The organism is Lactobacillus sp. W8093, from assembly GCF_016100925.1.
In the GTDB taxonomy this organism is placed as follows: domain Bacteria; phylum Bacillota; class Bacilli; order Lactobacillales; family Lactobacillaceae; genus Lactobacillus; species Lactobacillus helsingborgensis.
The window spans coordinates 90,095-108,339 of sequence record NZ_JACFRL010000005.1; the positions used below are offsets into that span (position 1 = coordinate 90,095).

Genomic DNA, 18,245 nt, shown 5'->3' on the forward strand with positions numbered 1-18,245 from the left:
TAATTAATTTTCAGCGGTAATGAATTTATTTAAAAGCCAAAGCACCCATTGGGTCCCATGGTAATAATTGGATCGGGTCCTTAGCTCCTTCATCAAAAGCTGTTCTTAAATCATCAGGTAAGAATTTCTTGTTGATAACTGCTTGGTAAACAAATTGGTCAAACCAGGAGTCACTCATTACAAAGTAGCCCTTAAAGCCAGGCTTTTCTCCCCATGAATTTTCTATCTTCCACTTAGTTGGCTTGTCATCTACTAAGTCAACACCGGTAATAACCATAGCATGATCCATCATGCTTTCGCTAGAATCAAGTTTATCACCCTTAGACATTGAAAAATCAACGTCAAATAACTCGTCACGCTTGTAAATATTGGTATCAAGTAAGCCGAGCTGTCTTTCTGAATCTTTACCAACATTTGAACCAAACCAAACAACTTCTCCCGCTTTAAGTTGTTTAATGATTAAATCTTTCATTTCTGAAATTTTGACATTAAGGTGACGAACTTGGCGACCGCCAACAACGTTACCTAAATATTCAACTGAAAACACCTTGTGGTATGGCTTATCATCTGTAGGTGAATTAATAATTGAAACATGGTCTTCTAAGTTCATGCCTACGAATTTGTCAAAGAATTCTTTAGGAGTAATGCCAGCTTCACGATGATAATTACCATCATCATCTTTGTATTCAAAGTCAAACTTCTTCGGTGGCACGCCTAATGAGATTGCCAAAATTCTGAAGACATCATTTAAAAATTCAGCTTTACGTTGTTCAACTTCATCTTCTGTTTTACCAGCATTAACTAAAGCACGTAGTTCCAAACCGTCTTTACGTAAAAGAGTATTCAGAGTATCGTTTAAAGCGCCAGAACTATTTGAATTTGCAGTTTCCGGGTAAACTGATTTAGGTACAATCCCGTATTTTTCAACCAAGCCACAAAGCATATCCCATTGACCACCATCTTGTTGCGGGGTAGCGAATAAGAAGCTTACTTTACGGTCACCAAGAGGTTTCTTGGCGGAAGCAATAACGTTCTCAAAGAAGAAGTTTGACTTTTCAAACTTATCCCAGAAGTTAGTGTAATTTTGTGATAATTCAAAGTCCTTAATCTTATATTCTTTTTGTAATGGGTGACGCATAGTGTTTAATGCGGAAAACATCCAGCAACGACCTGATTGTTTCTGGTCTGCCGGCTTACCCGTGTTAATTTCAACAGAAAAAGTTGGAGTCAAATCAATTTTTGATTGTAAATTCTGGCTGGCCTTGAAAATGCCATTCTCTTGCGCAGCGTGGCTGGCAATGTTAATACCAGCATGATTGGCTAAGTCTTTAGTAAAATTATCAATGGCTGCATTTGTGATTTCTTTTGTCATGTAAATAAGTCCTCCTTAAACAAATTAATATTATTTTAACTTATATATTTAAAGTAGTCTATCCTTGAAAATTTAATTATTGTTAAAAAAATATTTGTTTCTAACCTTCTAATTTCATTAAACTAGTTCTTAAATAGATTTGTTTTCTGAACTTGGACGATGATACCAAATGCCAGCAAATTCAGGATGTTCATCAAAATAATTGATAACTACTGGATCAAGCGGCCACACAGGAAGTTGTGATTTTTGAGCAATATACATTACTGTTTGCATTTGATCGTGTAAAATCTTTTTACTATCTTTATTGGGATTAATAAAAAGGTGATTCATGATCCAGACAGTAGCATCTTTACGCTCAATTTTATCCATCGTCCAATGACAGATCATTTCTCCCTGATCATCGTCTTCTCGAAAACACTGGTGGGGGTCATCTATGTTAAACATTTAATCTCCCTTCAAAAAATGGAATAATTTTTACGTAACTAATTATATTAGATTTAAAATATAATCCGCAAATTAATGTAAAATAGTGTTTGAAGATTTTTAAAGGAGACAGCATGAATAAAATAAGGGGCTTTGAGGTAGTATCTAAATACCATAATAAAAATATTACTTTGCCAAGAAGGCAGACTATTGCCAGTGCTGGTTATGATTTAGAGGCGGCTAAAGATGTTTTGCTTCCCAGTATTTGGCGGCTTAACTTTGTGCGTATTTTTCGTCTAATCAGAAATGGTCACCAGCTATACGAACAAGACTATGAAATGGCAGAGCACGTTCTCAAGCCATTTCTAATTCCTACGGGTGTAAAAGCATACATGCCGGAAGACGAAGTATTATTACTAGCAAATCGTTCTTCTAACACTTTTAAAAGAAATCTGGCGCTACCAAACGGAATAGGAGTTATTGATTCAGATTATTATAATAATGATCAAAATGAAGGGGAAATTTTTGTTCAATTAATTAATTATGGTGTTAGACCTATTCAAATTCGCAAGGGTGAACGAATAGGTCAAGGAATTTTCGTTCATTATCTAAAGTCAGATAATGATCTTCCTATTAATAGGCAAAGAATAAGTGGTTTTGGCTCAACAAATAAGAAGGGAAGCTAAATGGCAAAACTGAAAACAAAATATAAATGCCGTTCTTGTGGTTATATCTCTGCCAGCTATTTAGGACGCTGTCCTAATTGTGGTGCTTGGAATCAGTTTGAAAAAGAAACTGAAGCAGTGCAAAACCGTTCAACTAAAGGCAGTCCAAGCAGGCTCATCAAGAAAACCGGAATTAGCGAACCGGTTAAATTGGGGAATGTGAAGGCTGAAAAAGAAGAGCGCATCAAAACAAGTATGGCGGAACTGAACAGGGTTTTAGGCGGCGGTATTGTTCCCGGTTCACTGGTTTTAATCGGTGGTGATCCTGGAATCGGTAAGTCAACTTTAATGTTACAAATCATGAGCGAATTGGCTGATCAATATAAAGTGCTGTATGTTTCAGGGGAAGAATCTGCTAATCAAATCAAGCTCCGTGCAGATCGCTTAGGTCTTCCTGCTAATGGCATGATGCTTTATCCAGAAACAGATATGGAAGATATTCGTCAGCAAATTGCTGATTTAGAGCCCGATTTTGTCGTGATTGACTCCATTCAGACCATGAATGAACCCAGTCTTGACTCGATGACCGGTTCGGCGTCACAAGTAAGGGAAGTCACAAGCGAATTGATGAAAATTGCTAAAATGGATGCGATTACCGTTTTTGTTATTGGCCACGTGACAAAAGAAGGTGCGATTGCAGGTCCTAAAATTTTGGAGCACATGGTAGATACAGTCCTTTATTTTGAAGGTGATGAACATCATGCCTACCGTATTTTACATTCTGTTAAAAATCGGTTTGGTGCCGCAAATGAAATCGGCATGTTTGAAATGGTTAACAAAGGTTTGCAGGAAGTAACTAATCCTTCAGCCGTATTCTTAGATGAACGGTTGCCCAAATCTACCGGTTCCGCGATAGTAGTATCGCTTGAAGGAACAAGGCCAATTTTGGCGGAAATTCAGGCACTGGTGACACCGACTGCTTTTGGTTATGCAAAAAGAACCACTTCGGGGATTGACTACAATAGAGCTGGACTATTGCTAGCTGTCTTGGAAAAAAGAGGCAACTTAATGCTGCAAAATCAAGACGTTTATCTAACTGCCACTGGGGGAATTCGTTTGAACGAACCGGCAGTTGATTTGGCAGTTGTCATGGCAATTGCATCAAGTTATAAAAATCAGGAAATTTTACCTACGGACTGTTTTGTGGGCGAAGTTGGCTTAACTGGTGAGGTGCGCAGAGTCAATCAAATAGATGCGCGTATTAAAGAAGCTGCTAAGACTGGTTTCAAACGTATTTTTATTCCGAAACACAATATGCGTGCTAGTCTTAAAAACTCGGGAATTGAAGTGGTTCCAGTTGCAAGTATCCCGCAAGCCTTAAAAGTGGTTTTAGGGTAACGAATATTGAACTTTTTTGCTATTACGCGTAAACTTAAATTGTTTATATTTACTTTTTGAAAGAGGCATGAATTTTGGCTAAACAAAAAATTCGAGTAAGGTATGCCCCAAGTCCAACAGGGCACTTACACATTGGTAATGCACGGACGGCGCTATTTAATTTCTTATTTGCGCGTCATAATAAGGGGACTTTTGTTTTAAGAATTGAAGATACTGACCAGAAACGTAATGTTGCAGGTGGCTCAAAGTCACAAATGGAAAACTTACATTGGTTGGGAATTGATTGGGACGAAGGACCCGATAAAGGCGGAGACTATGGTCCGTACCGTCAATCTGAAAGAAAAGATATATACAACAAGTATATTAAGCAACTAATTGATGAGGGTAAAGCCTATTATTCATATAAAACTGAGGAAGAACTAGAAGAACAGCGTGAAGAACAACGTGCGATGGGAATCGCACCGCACTATACTTATGAATATGAAGGTATGACTGCTGCTGAAATTGAACAAAAGCAAGAAGAAGCAAAAGCAAAGGGCTTAAAACCGGTTGTTCGTATCCATATTCCAGAAATGGAAACATATTCCTGGGATGATATTGTTAAAGGACATCTTAGTTTTGAATCCGACACAATCGGTGGCGATTTTGTCATTCAAAAACGGGATGGCATGCCAACTTATAACTTTGCTGTTGTAATTGATGATCACCTTATGGAAATTACCCATGTTTTGCGGGGGGATGATCACGTTTCAAATACGCCCAAACAATTAGCAGTTTATGAAGCTTTGGGCTGGCAGCCACCCAAATTTGGTCACATGACTTTGATTATTAATGCTGAAACCGGTAAGAAACTTTCTAAGCGTGATGAATCTGTTTTACAGTTTATCGAGCAATACAGAGACCTTGGCTATCTGCCTGATGCAATGTTTAATTTTATTACGTTACTCGGCTGGTCACCGGTAGGTGAAAACGAAATCTTTAGCCAGAGAGAATTGATCAAGCAATTCGATCCTTCACGTCTGTCAAATTCACCAGCAGCTTTTGACCAGAAGAAGTTGGAGTGGATTAACAACCAGTATATTAAAAAGGCTGATCGTGATACGCTCTTAGATTTGGCACTTAATAACTTGCAGGAAGCAGGTTTGGTTGAAAAGGATCCGACCCCTGAAAAGATGGAATGGGTTAGACAATTAGTGAATATTTATTCTGTGCAGATGTCTTACACCAAACAAATTGTTGACCTAGCTAAAATATTTTTCGCTGCGCCTAAAGATTTAAGTGACAAGGAAATTGAAGAAATTCGTAACGATGATGCCAGACCGGTAATTGAAGAATTTAAAAAGCAAGTTAATTTAATTCCCCGGTTTACGGCTCCGCAAATTATGAACGCTGTTCAAGCAACTCGTCAGGAAACGGGAATTAAGGGGAGACGTTTGTTTATGCCAATCAGAATTGCTACGACCAGGTCAATGGTTGGTCCTGGAATTGGGGAAGCAATGGAACTTTTAGGCAAAAAGCGGGTACTGGAACATTTGGAATTGACTCTTAAGCAAATGAGCGCAAACGGCTTATAGAAAAAAACAACGTGTTATTCAATTAATTGGATAATACGTTTTTATTTTAAATTGAATCATGAACTCGCTTAAAATGATCAGAACAGATTATTTATATACTAGAATCTGTTCTTGTTTCTGTTAGAATGAAGATAAAAATATTTTGAGAAAGGCAAGCTAGCCGCAGTGAAGATATACAATACTTTAACCAAAACTAAGGAAGAATTTAAGCCGATAACGCCTGGTAACATCACTATGTATGTCTGTGGTCCTACTGTATATAACTACATTCATATCGGTAATGCCAGAAGTGTTATTGCATTTGATACAATAAGGCGCTATTTGGAGTTTAAAGGCTTTAAGGTCAACTATGTGTCTAATTTTACTGACGTTGATGACAAAATGATTGCTGAAGCAAAGGCGGAACACGTGACTGTCCCAGATTTAGCTGAACGCTATATTAAGGCTTATCGTGAAGATATTGAAGCATTAAATGTTGAACCGGCAACTACAAATCCCCGCGCTACTCATGAAATTAGTGCAATTATTAAGTTTATCCAGAAACTAATTGCTAAGGGTTATGCTTATGAATCAGACGGTGACGTTTATTATCATACTAAAAAGTTTAAAAATTACGGTCAGCTCAGCAGTCAAAATGTGGCAGAACTTGAGGAGGGCGCTTCTGAGCATATAAATGTTGAGGAGCAAAAGCGCAAAGAAGATCCCATAGATTTTGCATTATGGAAAAGGCAAAAGGAGCCGGATGAAATTGCCTGGGATTCACCTTGGGGAAAAGGCCGCCCGGGTTGGCATATTGAATGTTCAGTTATGGCAACAAAATATTTAGGAGATACAATTGATATTCATGGTGGTGGACAAGATTTAGAATTTCCTCATCATGAAAATGAAATTGCCCAAAGTGAAGCTGCAACTGGGAAAAAATTTGTTCATTATTGGATGCACAATGGATTTGTAACCGTGGGCACAAGTCAAGAGAAAATGTCTAAGTCCTTACATAATTTTGTAACCGTCCATGATCTATTGCAAAAAATTGACCCGCAGGTTTTGCGTTTCTTTATGGCGAGCGTGCAGTACAGAAGGCAAATTAATTATTCTACTGATAATTTGAAGCAGGCACAAGTCATTTTGCAAAGATTCAAAAATACTCTGATTAATGTTGCTTATAGACTAAAAGATAATTCTGAAAGTCAGACCTCAATAGATTTAACTGCCGCAATTAAGGAAACTGAACAAAAATTCATCAGTGCTATGGACGATGATTTTAATGTCCAAAACGCGCTGAGCGCAATCTATGATTTACTGCCAAAAATCAATGACAATGTTAATGCTAAAAATTCTGATAAAAACGCTCTTAAACAAGTTCAAAAAAATTTGACCAAATGGCTGGCAATTTTTGGAATAGATACTGAAAAGTTAACTATTTCTGATAAACAAAATGATGATAGTCAAGTTGAAAAGTTAATTCAAGAGCGTGAAGAAGCACGTAGAAACAAAGATTGGGCGAAAAGTGATGCCTTAAGAGATGAACTAAAGCAAATGGGCGTCATTGTTGAAGATACACCGCAAGGAACAAGGTGGCTACGTGAATAAAACTGACAAAATGATAGAAAAAGATGTTAATCCGGATACACTGAACGGGCAAACTTTAGCTTATCTGGGAGATGCAGTATACGAAATCTTTATTAGAAGGCATTTAATTAAATGCGGGGTTGTTAAACCACAAGTTTTACAAAGAATGGCGACTCACTATGTATCTGCTAAAGCTCAGGCTGCGTTAATTACCAAATTACAAGAAGATGGTTTGCTAACAGAAGATGAAGTAGCCACTTTTCATCGCGGTCGTAATTCGAAAACCTATACTAAGGCTAAAAACACAAGTTTAGCCACTTATAAATTATCTACTGGATTTGAAGCAGTCTGGGGTTACTTGGAGCTTTTAAATAAAAAAGAGCGTATTCAGGAATTAACCGCTTGGTGCATTAAAAATGTTGAGAATGGGAGCATAGAAAAATATGACTTCAAGTGATAAAGATTTTGTTTATGGTCGACACGCTGGCTTAGATTATTTGCAAACGCAGGATGCTGACCATATTAATAAAATATTTCTGCAGCAGGGAATCAAAGAAAATTTTGCTAATGAAGTATTTGCTTTAGCTAAGGAAAAGGGTTTAGTTGTTCAAACTGTACCCAAAAATAAGTTGGATAGATTGGTGCAGGGTGAGAATCATCAAGGTTTGGTATTGACAGTTGCCAGCTTTGAATATGCTGATCTGAACCAATTGTTAGCAGAATTTGAACACACAAAAAAGGATCCTTTCTTGTTAATGCTTGATTCGATCGAAGACCCGCATAATTTAGGTTCAATTCTAAGAACAGCTGATGCCACGGGTGTAGATGCGATTATTATTCCTAAAAGGCGGGCGACTGGTCTAACGTCAGTAGTAGCCAAAACTTCTACTGGAGCTATTGATTACGTGCCGGTTGCCAGAGTAAATAATTTGGTACAAACGGCAAAATTATTAAAAAACCAGGGTTACTGGCTATTTGGTACCGATATGAACGGAACAGATTATCGTCAATGGAACAGTAATGGCAAAACAGTTCTGGTTATTGGTAATGAAGGTAAAGGAATTTCTCGGCTTTTAAAAGAGCAAATGGATCAAACATTAACTTTACCCATGGTCGGTCACGTGCAATCTTTGAATGCGAGTGTGGCTACCGGTATTTTACTCTACCAAATGCTTAATAACCGGAACCCACTAAAATAAATAGCGAAAATCATTCTGAAGTTTTCAGGATGATTTTTTTGTTTGAAATAGTAAAATATCATCTTTTTAATTTAATGTGTTTTTAACAAAAATAAATCTTTGTTTTTTAGCCGATTTACATTAAAAATTGGCTGCAAAGAAAGAACTAAGGTTCGATATTTGAGCGCTTTCAAGTTCTGTATCCTTCATTCATCTATAAAAATAGGAGTAGTTAAGATGAAGAGTATAAAGAAAGCAAGTAAAAATGAAACAGAACTGATAATGCAAATTAAAAATGGTGAAGAAGAAGCGTTAATTGATCTTTGCTACTTGTATAAGCCATTAATTAATAAAGTTAAAAGCATGTATCATGTACGTTATTATGACAGTCAAGACTGGGATCAAGATGCCCTGATTATTTGTCATGATTCAGCGAAAAAATTTGATCTCAAAAAAGGTAAATTTAGCAGTTATTATAAAACTAGGTTAACTAATCATGCCAAGTCACTAGTTAGATATGATAATGCATACCGCAGGCAAGCTTTAAAGCAATCTATTTCACTAGAAACTGCAAGAAAAAACAATCTATCACCAATGAAAAAAGATTCTACATCCATCCCTGAGGTACCTCTGAGTGAAAATATAGCAATTTTAACCGCACACTTATCAAATTTAGAGATTAATGCTCTTTTAGTCGAATTAGGGCTAAAAAATCAGGATGAAATATTGCGCAGATTAAATATCAGCAAGCTAACTCTGTCAAGAGCTCATTCAAGACTTGCTCAAAAAATGCGTAAGACCTTACTCAGTTAGTTTTTTATAGTTCTCACATAAAAAATGGGGTATAATTGTTATTGTAGAATAAATTTTAGGAGGTAGTTAAGATGGCTGATGAAGTTATGAAGACTGCATTGTTAGATCGTCACATGAAAGAAGTTTTCGACTGGAGTGATTCAGATCTTCCAGTAAGAGATGCCCTTTGGGATTATTTTATGGAAAAGAATGGTAGAGATACCATTAAGACGGAGGAAGCTATGCTTCCATTCCTGAAAGACTCTGACGATAAAATCGAATCCTTCGTTAATGAAAATCTTAAGAAGTAAATCCGACTAATACAATGTTCTACGCACTGTGGTCACGCATTTGTTTGACCACTAAAACAGCTGCTCGAATCAAAAGGGTGGCTGTTTTTGTTAATAAAAAAATTTATGGGAAGATGCACTTGATTAATTATACAGTAATTGTTAAATTAATTGCTTATACCTGATATTTTTGCTAAAATACAGTAGTTTGGAAGTGAGATTATGGCAGTGAAAAAAGCATCATTAGCCTGCAGTATCTGCGGCTCGCGCAATTACTCTATCACCGCAAGTAAAAATCGCACTCAGCGTCTGGAATTGAACAAATTTTGTAAACATTGCGGTAAGATGACTTTGCATAAGGAAACGAGGTAGATTATGGTTAAGTTTTTTAAAAGTGTAGTTGAAGAAATGCGGTTAGTTACATGGCCAACTGCAAAACAAAACCGTCACGACACAGCAATCGTAATTGTTTCCTCAATTCTGTTTGCTGCTTACTTAGGTTTACTTGATTTCTTGTTTACCAATATTACACAAATAGTTATGTAATAGCACAGTTATATTGTTTGTGGTACAATTAATTTGATTATAAAAGTCCTCTGATGCAAGAGGCTTTTTTGTTTGCCAAAAATAAAAGGAGAAATTGTAATAATGGTAGAAACTACTAAGAAGCAATGGTACGTGCTGCACACATATTCTGGCTATGAAGATAAGGTTAAATCTGACCTCTTATCTCGTGCACAAAGTATGGGTATGCAAGATTATATTTTTCGTGTAATGGTGCCGGAACAGGAAAAAATTGAAAAAGTAAACAATAAGAAAAAAGAAGTTGAAGAAAAAATTTTCCCTGGCTATGTTTTGGTTGAAATGGTGATGACTGATGAAAGTTGGTTTGTCGTGCGTAATACACCAAATGTAACTGGCTTTGTCGGTTCACACGGTGGAGGCTCAAAACCATCGCCACTGTTAGAAGAAGAAGTAAACAGGCTTTTACGTCAACAAGGAGAGCCTGCTAAAAGACCACAAATTGATTTTGAAGTTGGGGAAACCGTTACCATCATCGATGGTGCGTTTAACGGCGTTGAAGGAAAAATTACTGAAATTCAACCAGATAAGTACAAATTATTTGTTTCCGTTGATATGTTCGGCCGTGCTACTACAACTGAACTAGATTACGATCAAGTAAAGAAAATTAGCTAGTAATAAGTCATTTATTGCAAAATTACTAAAACGATGATAATATATTAAAGTACTTTTATTATTGTGGGAGGAAGAGTAGGTAACTCTTCCATTTTAACCACGCACGGAATCAAGGAGGTTTTGACCGTGGCAAAGAAAGTTATAAATGTTGTTAAATTACAAATACCAGCTGGAGCTGCAACACCCGCTCCACCAGTTGGTCCAGCTTTAGGTCAAGCTGGTATTAACATTGTTGGTTTTACTAAGGACTTCAATGCTAGAACAGCTGACCAAAAAGGCATGATTATTCCTGTAGTCATTACAGTATACGAAGATCGTTCATTTGAATTCGTTACTAAGACCCCACCAGCTCCAGTTCTTTTGAAACAAGCTGCTAAGATTGACAAGGCATCCGGTGAACCAAATACTAAGAAAGTTGGTAAGGTTACCAAGGATCAAGTTAAGGAAATCGCTGAAACTAAGATGAAGGACCTTAATGCTGCTGATGTCGAAGCTGCTATGCGGATGATCGAAGGCACTGCTAGAAGCATGGGTATCGAAGTCGAAGACTAATCCTGTTATTTATAACAATTTAGGTGGGAGAGCTTAAGCTCGTTTGACCACATATTAAGGAGGAAATCACATGCCAAAGCATGGTAAAAAATATTTAGAAGCTGCTAAAAAAGTAGATTCAAAGAAATTATATTCAGTTGCTGAAGCAATTAAGTTAGTTAAAGAAACTTCATACGCAGGCTTTGATGCATCAGTTGAAGTTTCATACAATTTGAGTGTTGACCCTAAACAAGCTGACCAACAAATTCGTGGTTCACTTGTTTTACCAAATGGTACCGGTAAAACCCAAAAGGTGATTGTTTTTGCTGATGGTCCACAAGCTGAACAAGCTAAAGCTGCCGGCGCTGATGAAGTTGGTTCTGACGACTTAGTTGAAAAAGTACAAAACGGTTACTTGGACTTTGACGTAGTTGTTGCTACGCCAACTATGATGGCTAAAGTAGGACGTTTGGGTCGTATCTTGGGACCTAAAGGCTTAATGCCAAACCCTAAGACTGGCACAGTTACAATGGATATTGAAAAAGCCGTTAAGAACGTTAAAGCTGGTCAAGTTGAATACCGTGTTGACCGTCAAGCTGCTATTCATGCTGCTATTGGTAAAGTTTCATTTACTGATGAGCAATTAATTGAAAACTTTGATGCATTGCGTGACGTGATTTTGCGTGCGCGTCCATCTGCTGCTAAAGGTCAATACATTAAGAGTGTAGCTGTAGCTGCAACTTTTGGTCCCGGAATTAAACTTGATCCATTAAACTTGGACTAAAAATGAATAAGTGTTAAAAGCAACTTCGCCTGCTTGGGCAAGTTGCTTTTTTATCTATATTTAAGTAATTATGATTGGTCAATAGTAAAAGATTTGATAAACTAGAGCTGAATTTTATTTGACTGAGGGAGTTATTATGAAAAAAAGTAATTTTGGCAAACTGCTGGTACTATCTTTATTTGTGCCACTTTTTTTAGTAGGTTGCAGTCAAAGCCGAGAAAAAATTACTATTGTCGGCTCTAGTGCCCTACAGCCGTTAGTTGAGCAGGCCGGCAACGATTACCGCTTGGCACATACGAGTAGCAACATTGTTGTCCAAGGTGGTGGATCAGGTACAGGTCTGAGTCAAGTCCAGGCAGGAGCAGTTGAAGTAGGGACATCAGATGTTTTTGCTGAAACACAAAAAGGTATTGATGCCAAAAAATTAGAAGACTATCCTGTTGCGGTAGTAGGAATCGTTCCTATTGCCAACAAAGGCGTCGGCGTTAAAAATTTATCTGTTGAACAACTTTTTGCGATTTTTACCGGTAAAATTAAAAATTGGCGTGAAGTCGGTGGTAAAAATCAGCCCATTATAGTGATTAACCGTTCGCGTGGTAGCGGTACACGCTCTACTTTTGAGGACTTGATTTTAAACGGCAAAGATGCTGTTAATTCACAAGAACAAGATTCTAATGGGACAGTTAAGAAGATAGTTAACTCAACCCCAGGAACAATTTCTTATATTTCTTTTCCGTATGCTAATGATCAAAATATTCAAAAAATTAGTATTGATCATGTCAAGCCCGATAATAAAAATATTCCTACTAATAAATGGCCTTTATGGTCATACGAGCATATGTACACCAAGGGCAAGCCTAATAAGGCAACAGCCGCTTTTATCAAGTATGTATTAGGTAAAAAGGTACAAACAGAGTTAGTACCTAAAATTGGCTATATTAGTATTCACGAAATGAAAGTTTCACGCGATAGTCAAAATAAAGTTACAAAGATAGGTAAATAAAATGGCAGAAAAAGAACAAGACTTACAACAAGTTGTTGAAGATGCGCTTGCCGAACAAAAAGTCCCACACGTTAAATTTAAAGGCATAGATCCTAAAGATATTGATATTGCCCGTTTAACAAAACCTTCTAAAGAAACACGACAGGAATGGTGGGGCAAAGGACTAACATTCTTGGCAATTATTTTAATAGGTATATTAATTGTGGCAATTATCGGCTTTGTTGGGATGCATGGCCTGGCTACTTTTATTGACGATAAGGTTAATGTTTTTCATTTTCTTTTTTCAACAGATTGGAATCCCGGGGCTGGCAAAAACCACGTTGGTGCGGCAGCAATGATTGTCACTTCATTTGCCGTAACGCTACTGGCAGCATTAATTGCAACGCCATTTTCGATTGCTGTGGCACTATTTATGACAGAATATGAATCTGGCAAAAGAGTACAACTATTGCAATCGGTGATGGAACTTTTAGTCGGAATTCCGTCTGTAGTTTACGGCTTTCTGGGCTTAATGGTTGTAGTCCCCGCTGTTAGAACTATTTTTGGTGGCACTGGTTTTGGAATTTTAACGGCAACCTTAATCCTATTTGTAATGGTTTTGCCGACAATCACCTCTTTAACTGCTGATGCCTTTAAAGCTATTCCCAAAGAATTACGCAAATCATCAGCGGCTTTGGGCGCAACAAAATGGCAAACTATTTATCACGTTGTTTTAAGAGCAGCTCGATCACGGATTATGACCGCCATAATATTTGGCATGGCTCGTGCGTTTGGTGAAGCTTTAGCTGTCCAAATGGCAATCGGTAACGCTGTATTGATGCCATACAATTTGGTAAGTCCAGCAGCAACTTTGACTAGTCAGTTAACTAGTCAAATGGGTAACACTGTCATGGGAACTTTGCCTAATAATGCATTATGGTCCTTGGCACTTTTGCTTTTAATAATGTCGTTAGTGTTCAATTTCCTAGTACATTTAATTGGAAAGAAGAGTAAGTAATAAGATGAACGCAAAAAGAATTAATCGCATTGCTACTGGCGTAATTTATTTTTTAGTGGGAATAGTAGTCTTGTTACTGGTTGGAATTATTGGTAACATTTTAGTCTCAGGAGTACCGCACTTATCTTGGCATTTTCTAAGTTCGGCTTCATCTTCGTTTGAAGCTGGCGGTGGGATCAGAGATCAATTGTTCAACTCACTTTATCTATTGCTGCTTACCCTAATCATTTCTCTGCCAATTGCACTGGGTGCCGCTATTTACTTAGCTGAATATGCGCCAGATAACTGGTTTACACAGTTAATTAGAACTACTATTGAAATCTTAAGTTCTTTACCATCTATAGTTGTGGGTTTATTTGGTTATCTTTTATTCGTGGTGCAATTTGGTTTAGGCTTTTCTATTCTTGCCGGAGCTTTGGCTTTAACTTTTTTTAATTTGCCGACTCTAACTAGCAACATCGAAGAAGCTATTAAGGGAGTGCCACAAACTCAGCGCGAAGCTGGTTGGGCTTTGGGATTGTCAAATTGGAAAACAATTCATGGTATCGTTTTGCCAGCTGCGCTCCCCGGAATCATTACCGGTGTGATTTTAAGTGCCGGGCGTGTTTTCGGTGAAGCTGCTGCCTTGATTTATACAGCGGGACAAAGTGGTTCTACGGTTGATTATTCTAACTGGAATATGTTCAGCCCTACTAGTTTTTTAAATATTATGCGACCAGCTGAAACTTTGGCCGTACATATTTGGAAAGTAAATACTGAAGGGATTATTCCAGATGTTAACGTAGTTTCGGCTGCTACATCAGCTTTGTTAATCATTGTTGTCATAATTTTCAATTTTGGTGCACGTGCACTTGGCAACTGGATTTATAAACGGCTTACGGCCGCAAAAATTAAGTAAGGAAAGTTTTATGGAAAATTGGCAAAATCAAAAAAGGTATATTAAGACCTTTGCTGACGAAGACTGTGCGATTTCTACGAATGATCTAAGCGTTTTTTATGGTGGTACTGTGCAAAAGCTGTTTGACGTTAGTTTAGGCTTTAAGAAAAACACCATCACTGCTTTGATCGGTGCCTCTGGTTCGGGAAAATCAACTTTTTTACGGTCACTCAATCGCATGAACGACCGGGTGGCAAAAGTTGATGGTAAAATCATGTTTCATGACCTTGATATTAATCAAAGCAAAATCAATGTTTACGAATTACGAAAAGCTATCGGTATGGTTTTCCAAAAACCGAACCCTTTTCCTAAATCAATCAAGGAAAATATCACTTATGCGTTAAAAGCAAATGGGCAGCAAAATAAGAAAAAGTTAGACCAGATAGTAGAAGAAAGCTTGAAAGCAGCTGCATTATGGGATGAAGTCAAAGATAAACTTGATCAGAGTGCTTTGGCACTTTCTGGTGGTCAGCAACAAAGACTTTGTATAGCGCGGACAATTGCTTTAAAGCCGGAAATTTTACTCCTTGATGAGCCTGCTAGCGCATTAGACCCTGTGTCTACTGCCAAACTTGAAGATACGCTCAAGCAATTGCGTAAGAAGTACACTATGATTATGGTAACGCACAATATGCAGCAAGCCTCAAGAATTAGTGAATATACCGCGTTCTTTCACTTGGGACATGCGTTAGAATATGATACTACTACTAATATTTTTACTAATCCTCAAGGTGAAATTACTGAAAAATACATTCAGGGTAGTTTTGGATAAAGGTGGCATTATTAATGACAAATGTAATGGAGGCAAAAAATGTCAAACTTAAGTATGGCAACTTTGAAGCTTTACACGGAATTAGTTTGGTATTTCCTGCTCAAAAATTGACTGCCTTAATTGGACCTTCTGGTTGTGGCAAATCAACGTTCTTACGCTGTTTAAATCGCATGAATGATGATATTGATGATATTAATATTACTGGCGAAATTCTTCTGGAAGGTAAAGATATCTATCATTCTCATATTGATTTAGTTGCCTTGCGTAAGAAAGTAGGAATGGTGTTTCAACAACCTACGCCATTTCCCTTTTCTGTTTTTGATAATGTCGCTTATGGCTTGCGCATAGCTGGTGTTAAAGATAAGGAGCTGATTAAGCAGAGAGTTGAAGAAAGTTTAAAACAAGCCGCTATTTGGAATGAAACTAAAGACAGTTTAGAGCGAAACGCACTGGCTTTTTCTGGTGGTCAACAGCAACGTATTTGTATAGCGCGGGCGTTGGCGATCAGACCAGAAGTTGTTTTGCTTGATGAGCCAACTTCGGCTTTGGACCCAATATCAAGTGCCGAAATTGAAGAAACACTGATGGCATTAAAGCAAAAGTATACTTTTATTATGGTGACACATAACTTGCAACAAGCAAGTCGGATTTCTGATCAAGTTGCCTTTTTAATGAATGGCGAACTAATTGAATCAGGCTCAACACAAGAGATGTTTTTATCACCTAAAAAGGAAATGACTAACAATTATCTTAATGGCCGTTTTGGCTAAATTTGGAGGTGGATTATGCACGAAATATTTTTAGACGAATTGAAAAAGTTGAATGCCCAGTTTATGGAAATGGGAGTTCTGGTCAATGATTTGATTGATAAAGGGACACGCTCGTTCGTCGAACATGATAAAAAAACAGCACAGGAAATGATTGCGGAAGATAAGGAAGTAGCAAAAGAAGCCGTTAGAATTGAGAAGAAGGCTTTGGAATTAATGGCACTTCAGCAACCCGTGGCAACTGATTTCCGCGTAGTTATTAGTATCTTAAAAGCTACAACTGATTTAGAAAGAATTGGCGAAAACGCGAATAGTATTGCCGTTGAAACTGTTAGAGTTAAGGGCAATCCACGTCTGCCAGAAGTTGAAAAGGTTATTTCTAACATGACGCATCAAGTCCGTGAGATGCTGGTACAAGTTCTGACTGCCTATGTGCAAGAGGATGAAAAAAATGCCAGATTGACGGTACTTGGGCACGCCAAAGTCTTTAAGGATTATAAGAATGCCAGACAAATGATCATAGATGGGGTTGAAAAAGAGCCAGATGCTGCTGTAGCCTCTGCTAGTTATTTTGTCATTATCAGACTTCTTGAAAGAATCAGCGATCATATTGTTAACATAGCAAGTTGGGTTATCTACAAGAGTTCGGGTGAATTATTCGAATTAATTAAACCCAAAAAGAAATAATTAACTTGCATTTAGGATATAATACTAATATAATTATTAAAGTAAATTCTACCTAAGACTCGGGTGGCATGACGCCTTAATTTCCCGCCGAGGCCAGAAGATAATGAAGAAGTTTATGCTCCATGTCTTTCTTGGCATGGAGTTTTTATTTAGGCCTTATGGAATTTATTAATAAATTTGATGGAGGTGAATTCGTGTGAGTAAAGCTGCTATTGCTGAAAAGGAAAAGTTCGTTGACGCTTTTGCTGATGAACTTAAGGCTGCTAAAGCAATTTTAGTAATTAATTACCTTGGTTTAACTGTTGAAGAAGTTACTAACATGCGTAAGGAACTTCGTGAAAACGATGTTAAGATGAAGGTTGTTAAGAACACTTACTTAAGACGTGCTGCTACTAAGGCTGGTATTGAAGGTCTTAGTGAGACTTTTGTTGGTCCTACAGCTGTAATTTATACTGATAATGCTGATGACATTACCGAACCAGCTCGTATTGTTTCAAAATACGAAGATGATTATGACGTTATCGACATTAAGGGTGGTGTGCTGGAAGGTAAATTGACTTCTAAAGAAGAAATCAAGGAACTTGCTGCCATTCCTGGTCGCGAAGGCTTATTGTCAATGCTTGTTTCTGTTTTACAAGCTCCAGTACGCAATTTCGCATATGCTGTTAAAGCTGTTGCTGATTCAAAAGATGAATCTGCTGAATAAAGCTGAATATTAATATAATTTATATCTAAAATTTTCGGAGGATACATAAGTATGGCTTTAGATACTGAAAAGATTATTGAAGACTTAAAAGGTGCTTCAATTCTTGAATTAAATGACCTGGTAAAGGCTATTGAAGATGAATTTGGCGTTTCTGCTGCTGCTCCAGTTGCTGCTGCAGGTGCTGCTGGCGGCGAAGCTGCTGCTAAATCAACATATGATGTTGAATTGACAGAAGCTGGCCAAGAAAAGGTTAAGGTTATTAAGGCTGTTCGTGACATTACTGGTCTTGGCCTTAAGGACTCAAAAGATCTTGTTGATGGCGCTCCTAAGAACGTTAAGGAAGGCGTTTCTGAAGACGAAGCTAATGACATTAAATCTAAACTTGAAGAAGTTGGCGCTACAATTACATTGAAATAATTGTAGTCCCAGTGGACAAGTTAATAAACAGAGAACGTATTTGCGAGTTGCAAATACGTTCTTTTTTTGTTTTAGAAAGTAAAAGTAGCAAAAAGGACAATTAAGTAATAAAGACATTAACCTATTTATAAAAAATTTTAACCCAGACTATTATTTTATAATATAATTAAACTTGTATTGCATTAA

Annotated in this window: 23 protein-coding genes and 1 other annotated feature; of the genes, 21 read left to right on the plus strand and 2 right to left on the minus strand. The window is 37.4% G+C overall.

Going from position 1 to position 18,245, the window contains the following annotated elements; genetic code table 11:
* Positions 1-25 precede the first annotated feature (25 nt).
* Both pepC and H3T47_RS04715 read right to left on the minus strand, forming a co-directional pair.
* Entirely contained in the window at positions 26-1,372 is a 1,347-nt protein-coding gene (gene pepC / locus H3T47_RS04710) for an aminopeptidase C (protein ID WP_038523607.1), read from the minus strand.
* A gap of 129 nt (positions 1,373-1,501) precedes the next feature.
* Entirely contained in the window at positions 1,502-1,816 is a 315-nt protein-coding gene (locus H3T47_RS04715; protein WP_199282705.1) for a hypothetical protein, read from the minus strand.
* Positions 1,817-1,929: 113 nt separating this feature from the next.
* Between H3T47_RS04715 and H3T47_RS04720 the strand changes: the two genes are divergently transcribed.
* The 21 genes from H3T47_RS04720 to rplL all read left to right on the plus strand — a co-directional run bounded on the left by H3T47_RS04720 (position 1,930) and on the right by rplL (position 18,059).
* The gene (locus H3T47_RS04720; RefSeq protein ID WP_046327456.1) at positions 1,930-2,481 is read left to right on the plus strand and encodes a dUTP diphosphatase; all 552 of its coding nucleotides are present in this window, start codon (positions 1,930-1,932) and stop codon (positions 2,479-2,481) included.
* The gene (gene radA / locus H3T47_RS04725) at positions 2,482-3,858 is read left to right on the plus strand and encodes a DNA repair protein RadA (RefSeq protein ID WP_199282706.1); all 1,377 of its coding nucleotides are present in this window, start codon (positions 2,482-2,484) and stop codon (positions 3,856-3,858) included.
* Between the two features lie 74 nt (positions 3,859-3,932).
* Complete coding sequence (gene gltX / locus H3T47_RS04730) at positions 3,933-5,432, plus strand: glutamate--tRNA ligase (protein ID WP_109918645.1); 1,500 nt, start codon at positions 3,933-3,935, stop codon at positions 5,430-5,432.
* A gap of 165 nt (positions 5,433-5,597) precedes the next feature.
* The gene (gene cysS, locus H3T47_RS04735) at positions 5,598-7,022 is read left to right on the plus strand and encodes a cysteine--tRNA ligase (protein WP_199282707.1); all 1,425 of its coding nucleotides are present in this window, start codon (positions 5,598-5,600) and stop codon (positions 7,020-7,022) included.
* The gene (locus H3T47_RS04740; protein WP_199282708.1) at positions 7,015-7,458 is read left to right on the plus strand and encodes a ribonuclease III domain-containing protein; all 444 of its coding nucleotides are present in this window, start codon (positions 7,015-7,017) and stop codon (positions 7,456-7,458) included. The genes cysS and H3T47_RS04740 overlap by 8 nt, the downstream gene beginning before the upstream one ends.
* The gene (gene rlmB, locus H3T47_RS04745; protein ID WP_199282709.1) at positions 7,445-8,200 is read left to right on the plus strand and encodes a 23S rRNA (guanosine(2251)-2'-O)-methyltransferase RlmB; all 756 of its coding nucleotides are present in this window, start codon (positions 7,445-7,447) and stop codon (positions 8,198-8,200) included. The genes H3T47_RS04740 and rlmB overlap by 14 nt, the downstream gene beginning before the upstream one ends.
* Before the next feature lie 216 nt (positions 8,201-8,416).
* A complete protein-coding gene (locus H3T47_RS04750; protein WP_199282710.1) occupies positions 8,417-8,992 on the plus strand; it encodes a sigma-70 family RNA polymerase sigma factor in 576 nt (191 codons plus the stop codon).
* Positions 8,993-9,063: 71 nt separating this feature from the next.
* On the plus strand, positions 9,064-9,282 hold the full coding sequence (locus tag H3T47_RS04755; RefSeq protein ID WP_034980340.1) for a hypothetical protein: 219 nt from the start codon (positions 9,064-9,066) through the stop codon (positions 9,280-9,282).
* Between the two features lie 201 nt (positions 9,283-9,483).
* Positions 9,484-9,633, plus strand: coding sequence for a 50S ribosomal protein L33 (gene rpmG / locus H3T47_RS04760; protein WP_082229351.1), 150 nt, complete (start codon positions 9,484-9,486; stop codon positions 9,631-9,633).
* A 3-nt stretch (positions 9,634-9,636) separates the two neighbouring features.
* Positions 9,637-9,807 carry a preprotein translocase subunit SecE gene (gene secE, locus H3T47_RS04765; protein ID WP_199282711.1) on the plus strand — a complete coding sequence of 57 codons (171 nt, stop codon included), beginning with the start codon at positions 9,637-9,639 and terminating at the stop codon, positions 9,805-9,807.
* 102 nt (positions 9,808-9,909) lie between these two features.
* Complete coding sequence (gene nusG / locus H3T47_RS04770) at positions 9,910-10,458, plus strand: transcription termination/antitermination protein NusG (RefSeq protein ID WP_038523578.1); 549 nt, start codon at positions 9,910-9,912, stop codon at positions 10,456-10,458.
* A gap of 126 nt (positions 10,459-10,584) precedes the next feature.
* Complete coding sequence (gene rplK, locus H3T47_RS04775; RefSeq protein ID WP_034980336.1) at positions 10,585-11,010, plus strand: 50S ribosomal protein L11; 426 nt, start codon at positions 10,585-10,587, stop codon at positions 11,008-11,010.
* 70 nt (positions 11,011-11,080) lie between these two features.
* On the plus strand, positions 11,081-11,773 hold the full coding sequence (gene rplA, locus H3T47_RS04780; protein ID WP_038523574.1) for a 50S ribosomal protein L1: 693 nt from the start codon (positions 11,081-11,083) through the stop codon (positions 11,771-11,773).
* A gap of 136 nt (positions 11,774-11,909) precedes the next feature.
* The gene (locus H3T47_RS04785) at positions 11,910-12,776 is read left to right on the plus strand and encodes a phosphate ABC transporter substrate-binding protein (protein ID WP_199282712.1); all 867 of its coding nucleotides are present in this window, start codon (positions 11,910-11,912) and stop codon (positions 12,774-12,776) included.
* Position 12,777: 1 nt separating this feature from the next.
* On the plus strand, positions 12,778-13,773 hold the full coding sequence (gene pstC / locus H3T47_RS04790; RefSeq protein WP_199282713.1) for a phosphate ABC transporter permease subunit PstC: 996 nt from the start codon (positions 12,778-12,780) through the stop codon (positions 13,771-13,773).
* Between the two features lie 4 nt (positions 13,774-13,777).
* A complete protein-coding gene (gene pstA / locus H3T47_RS04795) occupies positions 13,778-14,671 on the plus strand; it encodes a phosphate ABC transporter permease PstA (RefSeq protein WP_046327447.1) in 894 nt (297 codons plus the stop codon).
* A 10-nt stretch (positions 14,672-14,681) separates the two neighbouring features.
* Positions 14,682-15,482, plus strand: coding sequence for a phosphate ABC transporter ATP-binding protein PstB (pstB, locus tag H3T47_RS04800; protein ID WP_199282714.1), 801 nt, complete (start codon positions 14,682-14,684; stop codon positions 15,480-15,482).
* A 14-nt stretch (positions 15,483-15,496) separates the two neighbouring features.
* Positions 15,497-16,252, plus strand: coding sequence for a phosphate ABC transporter ATP-binding protein PstB (gene pstB / locus H3T47_RS04805; RefSeq protein ID WP_109918639.1), 756 nt, complete (start codon positions 15,497-15,499; stop codon positions 16,250-16,252).
* A 15-nt stretch (positions 16,253-16,267) separates the two neighbouring features.
* Positions 16,268-16,936, plus strand: coding sequence for a phosphate signaling complex protein PhoU (gene phoU / locus H3T47_RS04810; RefSeq protein WP_199282715.1), 669 nt, complete (start codon positions 16,268-16,270; stop codon positions 16,934-16,936).
* Between the two features lie 33 nt (positions 16,937-16,969).
* Positions 16,970-17,093, plus strand: a sequence feature (ribosomal protein L10 leader region).
* 39 nt (positions 17,094-17,132) lie between these two features.
* Complete coding sequence (gene rplJ, locus H3T47_RS04815; protein WP_199282716.1) at positions 17,133-17,642, plus strand: 50S ribosomal protein L10; 510 nt, start codon at positions 17,133-17,135, stop codon at positions 17,640-17,642.
* 51 nt (positions 17,643-17,693) lie between these two features.
* Positions 17,694-18,059 carry a 50S ribosomal protein L7/L12 gene (rplL, locus tag H3T47_RS04820; protein ID WP_038523551.1) on the plus strand — a complete coding sequence of 122 codons (366 nt, stop codon included), beginning with the start codon at positions 17,694-17,696 and terminating at the stop codon, positions 18,057-18,059.
* Positions 18,060-18,245 lie beyond the last annotated feature (186 nt).

What these genes read in the sequence shown, in the direction of transcription:
- pepC (WP_038523607.1), bottom strand. Translation starts at nt 1,372, where the DNA reads ATGACAAAAGAAATCACAAATGCAGCCATTGATAATTTTACTAAAGAC.
- H3T47_RS04715 (WP_199282705.1), bottom strand. Translation starts at nt 1,816, where the DNA reads ATGTTTAACATAGATGACCCCCACCAGTGTTTTCGAGAAGACGATGAT.
- H3T47_RS04720 (WP_046327456.1), top strand. Translation starts at nt 1,930, where the DNA reads ATGAATAAAATAAGGGGCTTTGAGGTAGTATCTAAATACCATAATAAA.
- radA (WP_199282706.1), top strand. Translation starts at nt 2,482, where the DNA reads ATGGCAAAACTGAAAACAAAATATAAATGCCGTTCTTGTGGTTATATC.
- rlmB (WP_199282709.1), top strand. Translation starts at nt 7,445, where the DNA reads ATGACTTCAAGTGATAAAGATTTTGTTTATGGTCGACACGCTGGCTTA.
- H3T47_RS04750 (WP_199282710.1), top strand. Translation starts at nt 8,417, where the DNA reads ATGAAGAGTATAAAGAAAGCAAGTAAAAATGAAACAGAACTGATAATG.
- H3T47_RS04755 (WP_034980340.1), top strand. Translation starts at nt 9,064, where the DNA reads ATGGCTGATGAAGTTATGAAGACTGCATTGTTAGATCGTCACATGAAA.
- rpmG (WP_082229351.1), top strand. Translation starts at nt 9,484, where the DNA reads ATGGCAGTGAAAAAAGCATCATTAGCCTGCAGTATCTGCGGCTCGCGC.
- secE (WP_199282711.1), top strand. Translation starts at nt 9,637, where the DNA reads ATGGTTAAGTTTTTTAAAAGTGTAGTTGAAGAAATGCGGTTAGTTACA.
- nusG (WP_038523578.1), top strand. Translation starts at nt 9,910, where the DNA reads ATGGTAGAAACTACTAAGAAGCAATGGTACGTGCTGCACACATATTCT.
- rplA (WP_038523574.1), top strand. Translation starts at nt 11,081, where the DNA reads ATGCCAAAGCATGGTAAAAAATATTTAGAAGCTGCTAAAAAAGTAGAT.
- H3T47_RS04785 (WP_199282712.1), top strand. Translation starts at nt 11,910, where the DNA reads ATGAAAAAAAGTAATTTTGGCAAACTGCTGGTACTATCTTTATTTGTG.
- pstC (WP_199282713.1), top strand. Translation starts at nt 12,778, where the DNA reads ATGGCAGAAAAAGAACAAGACTTACAACAAGTTGTTGAAGATGCGCTT.
- pstA (WP_046327447.1), top strand. Translation starts at nt 13,778, where the DNA reads ATGAACGCAAAAAGAATTAATCGCATTGCTACTGGCGTAATTTATTTT.
- pstB (WP_199282714.1), top strand. Translation starts at nt 14,682, where the DNA reads ATGGAAAATTGGCAAAATCAAAAAAGGTATATTAAGACCTTTGCTGAC.
- pstB (WP_109918639.1), top strand. Translation starts at nt 15,497, where the DNA reads ATGACAAATGTAATGGAGGCAAAAAATGTCAAACTTAAGTATGGCAAC.
- phoU (WP_199282715.1), top strand. Translation starts at nt 16,268, where the DNA reads ATGCACGAAATATTTTTAGACGAATTGAAAAAGTTGAATGCCCAGTTT.
- rplL (WP_038523551.1), top strand. Translation starts at nt 17,694, where the DNA reads ATGGCTTTAGATACTGAAAAGATTATTGAAGACTTAAAAGGTGCTTCA.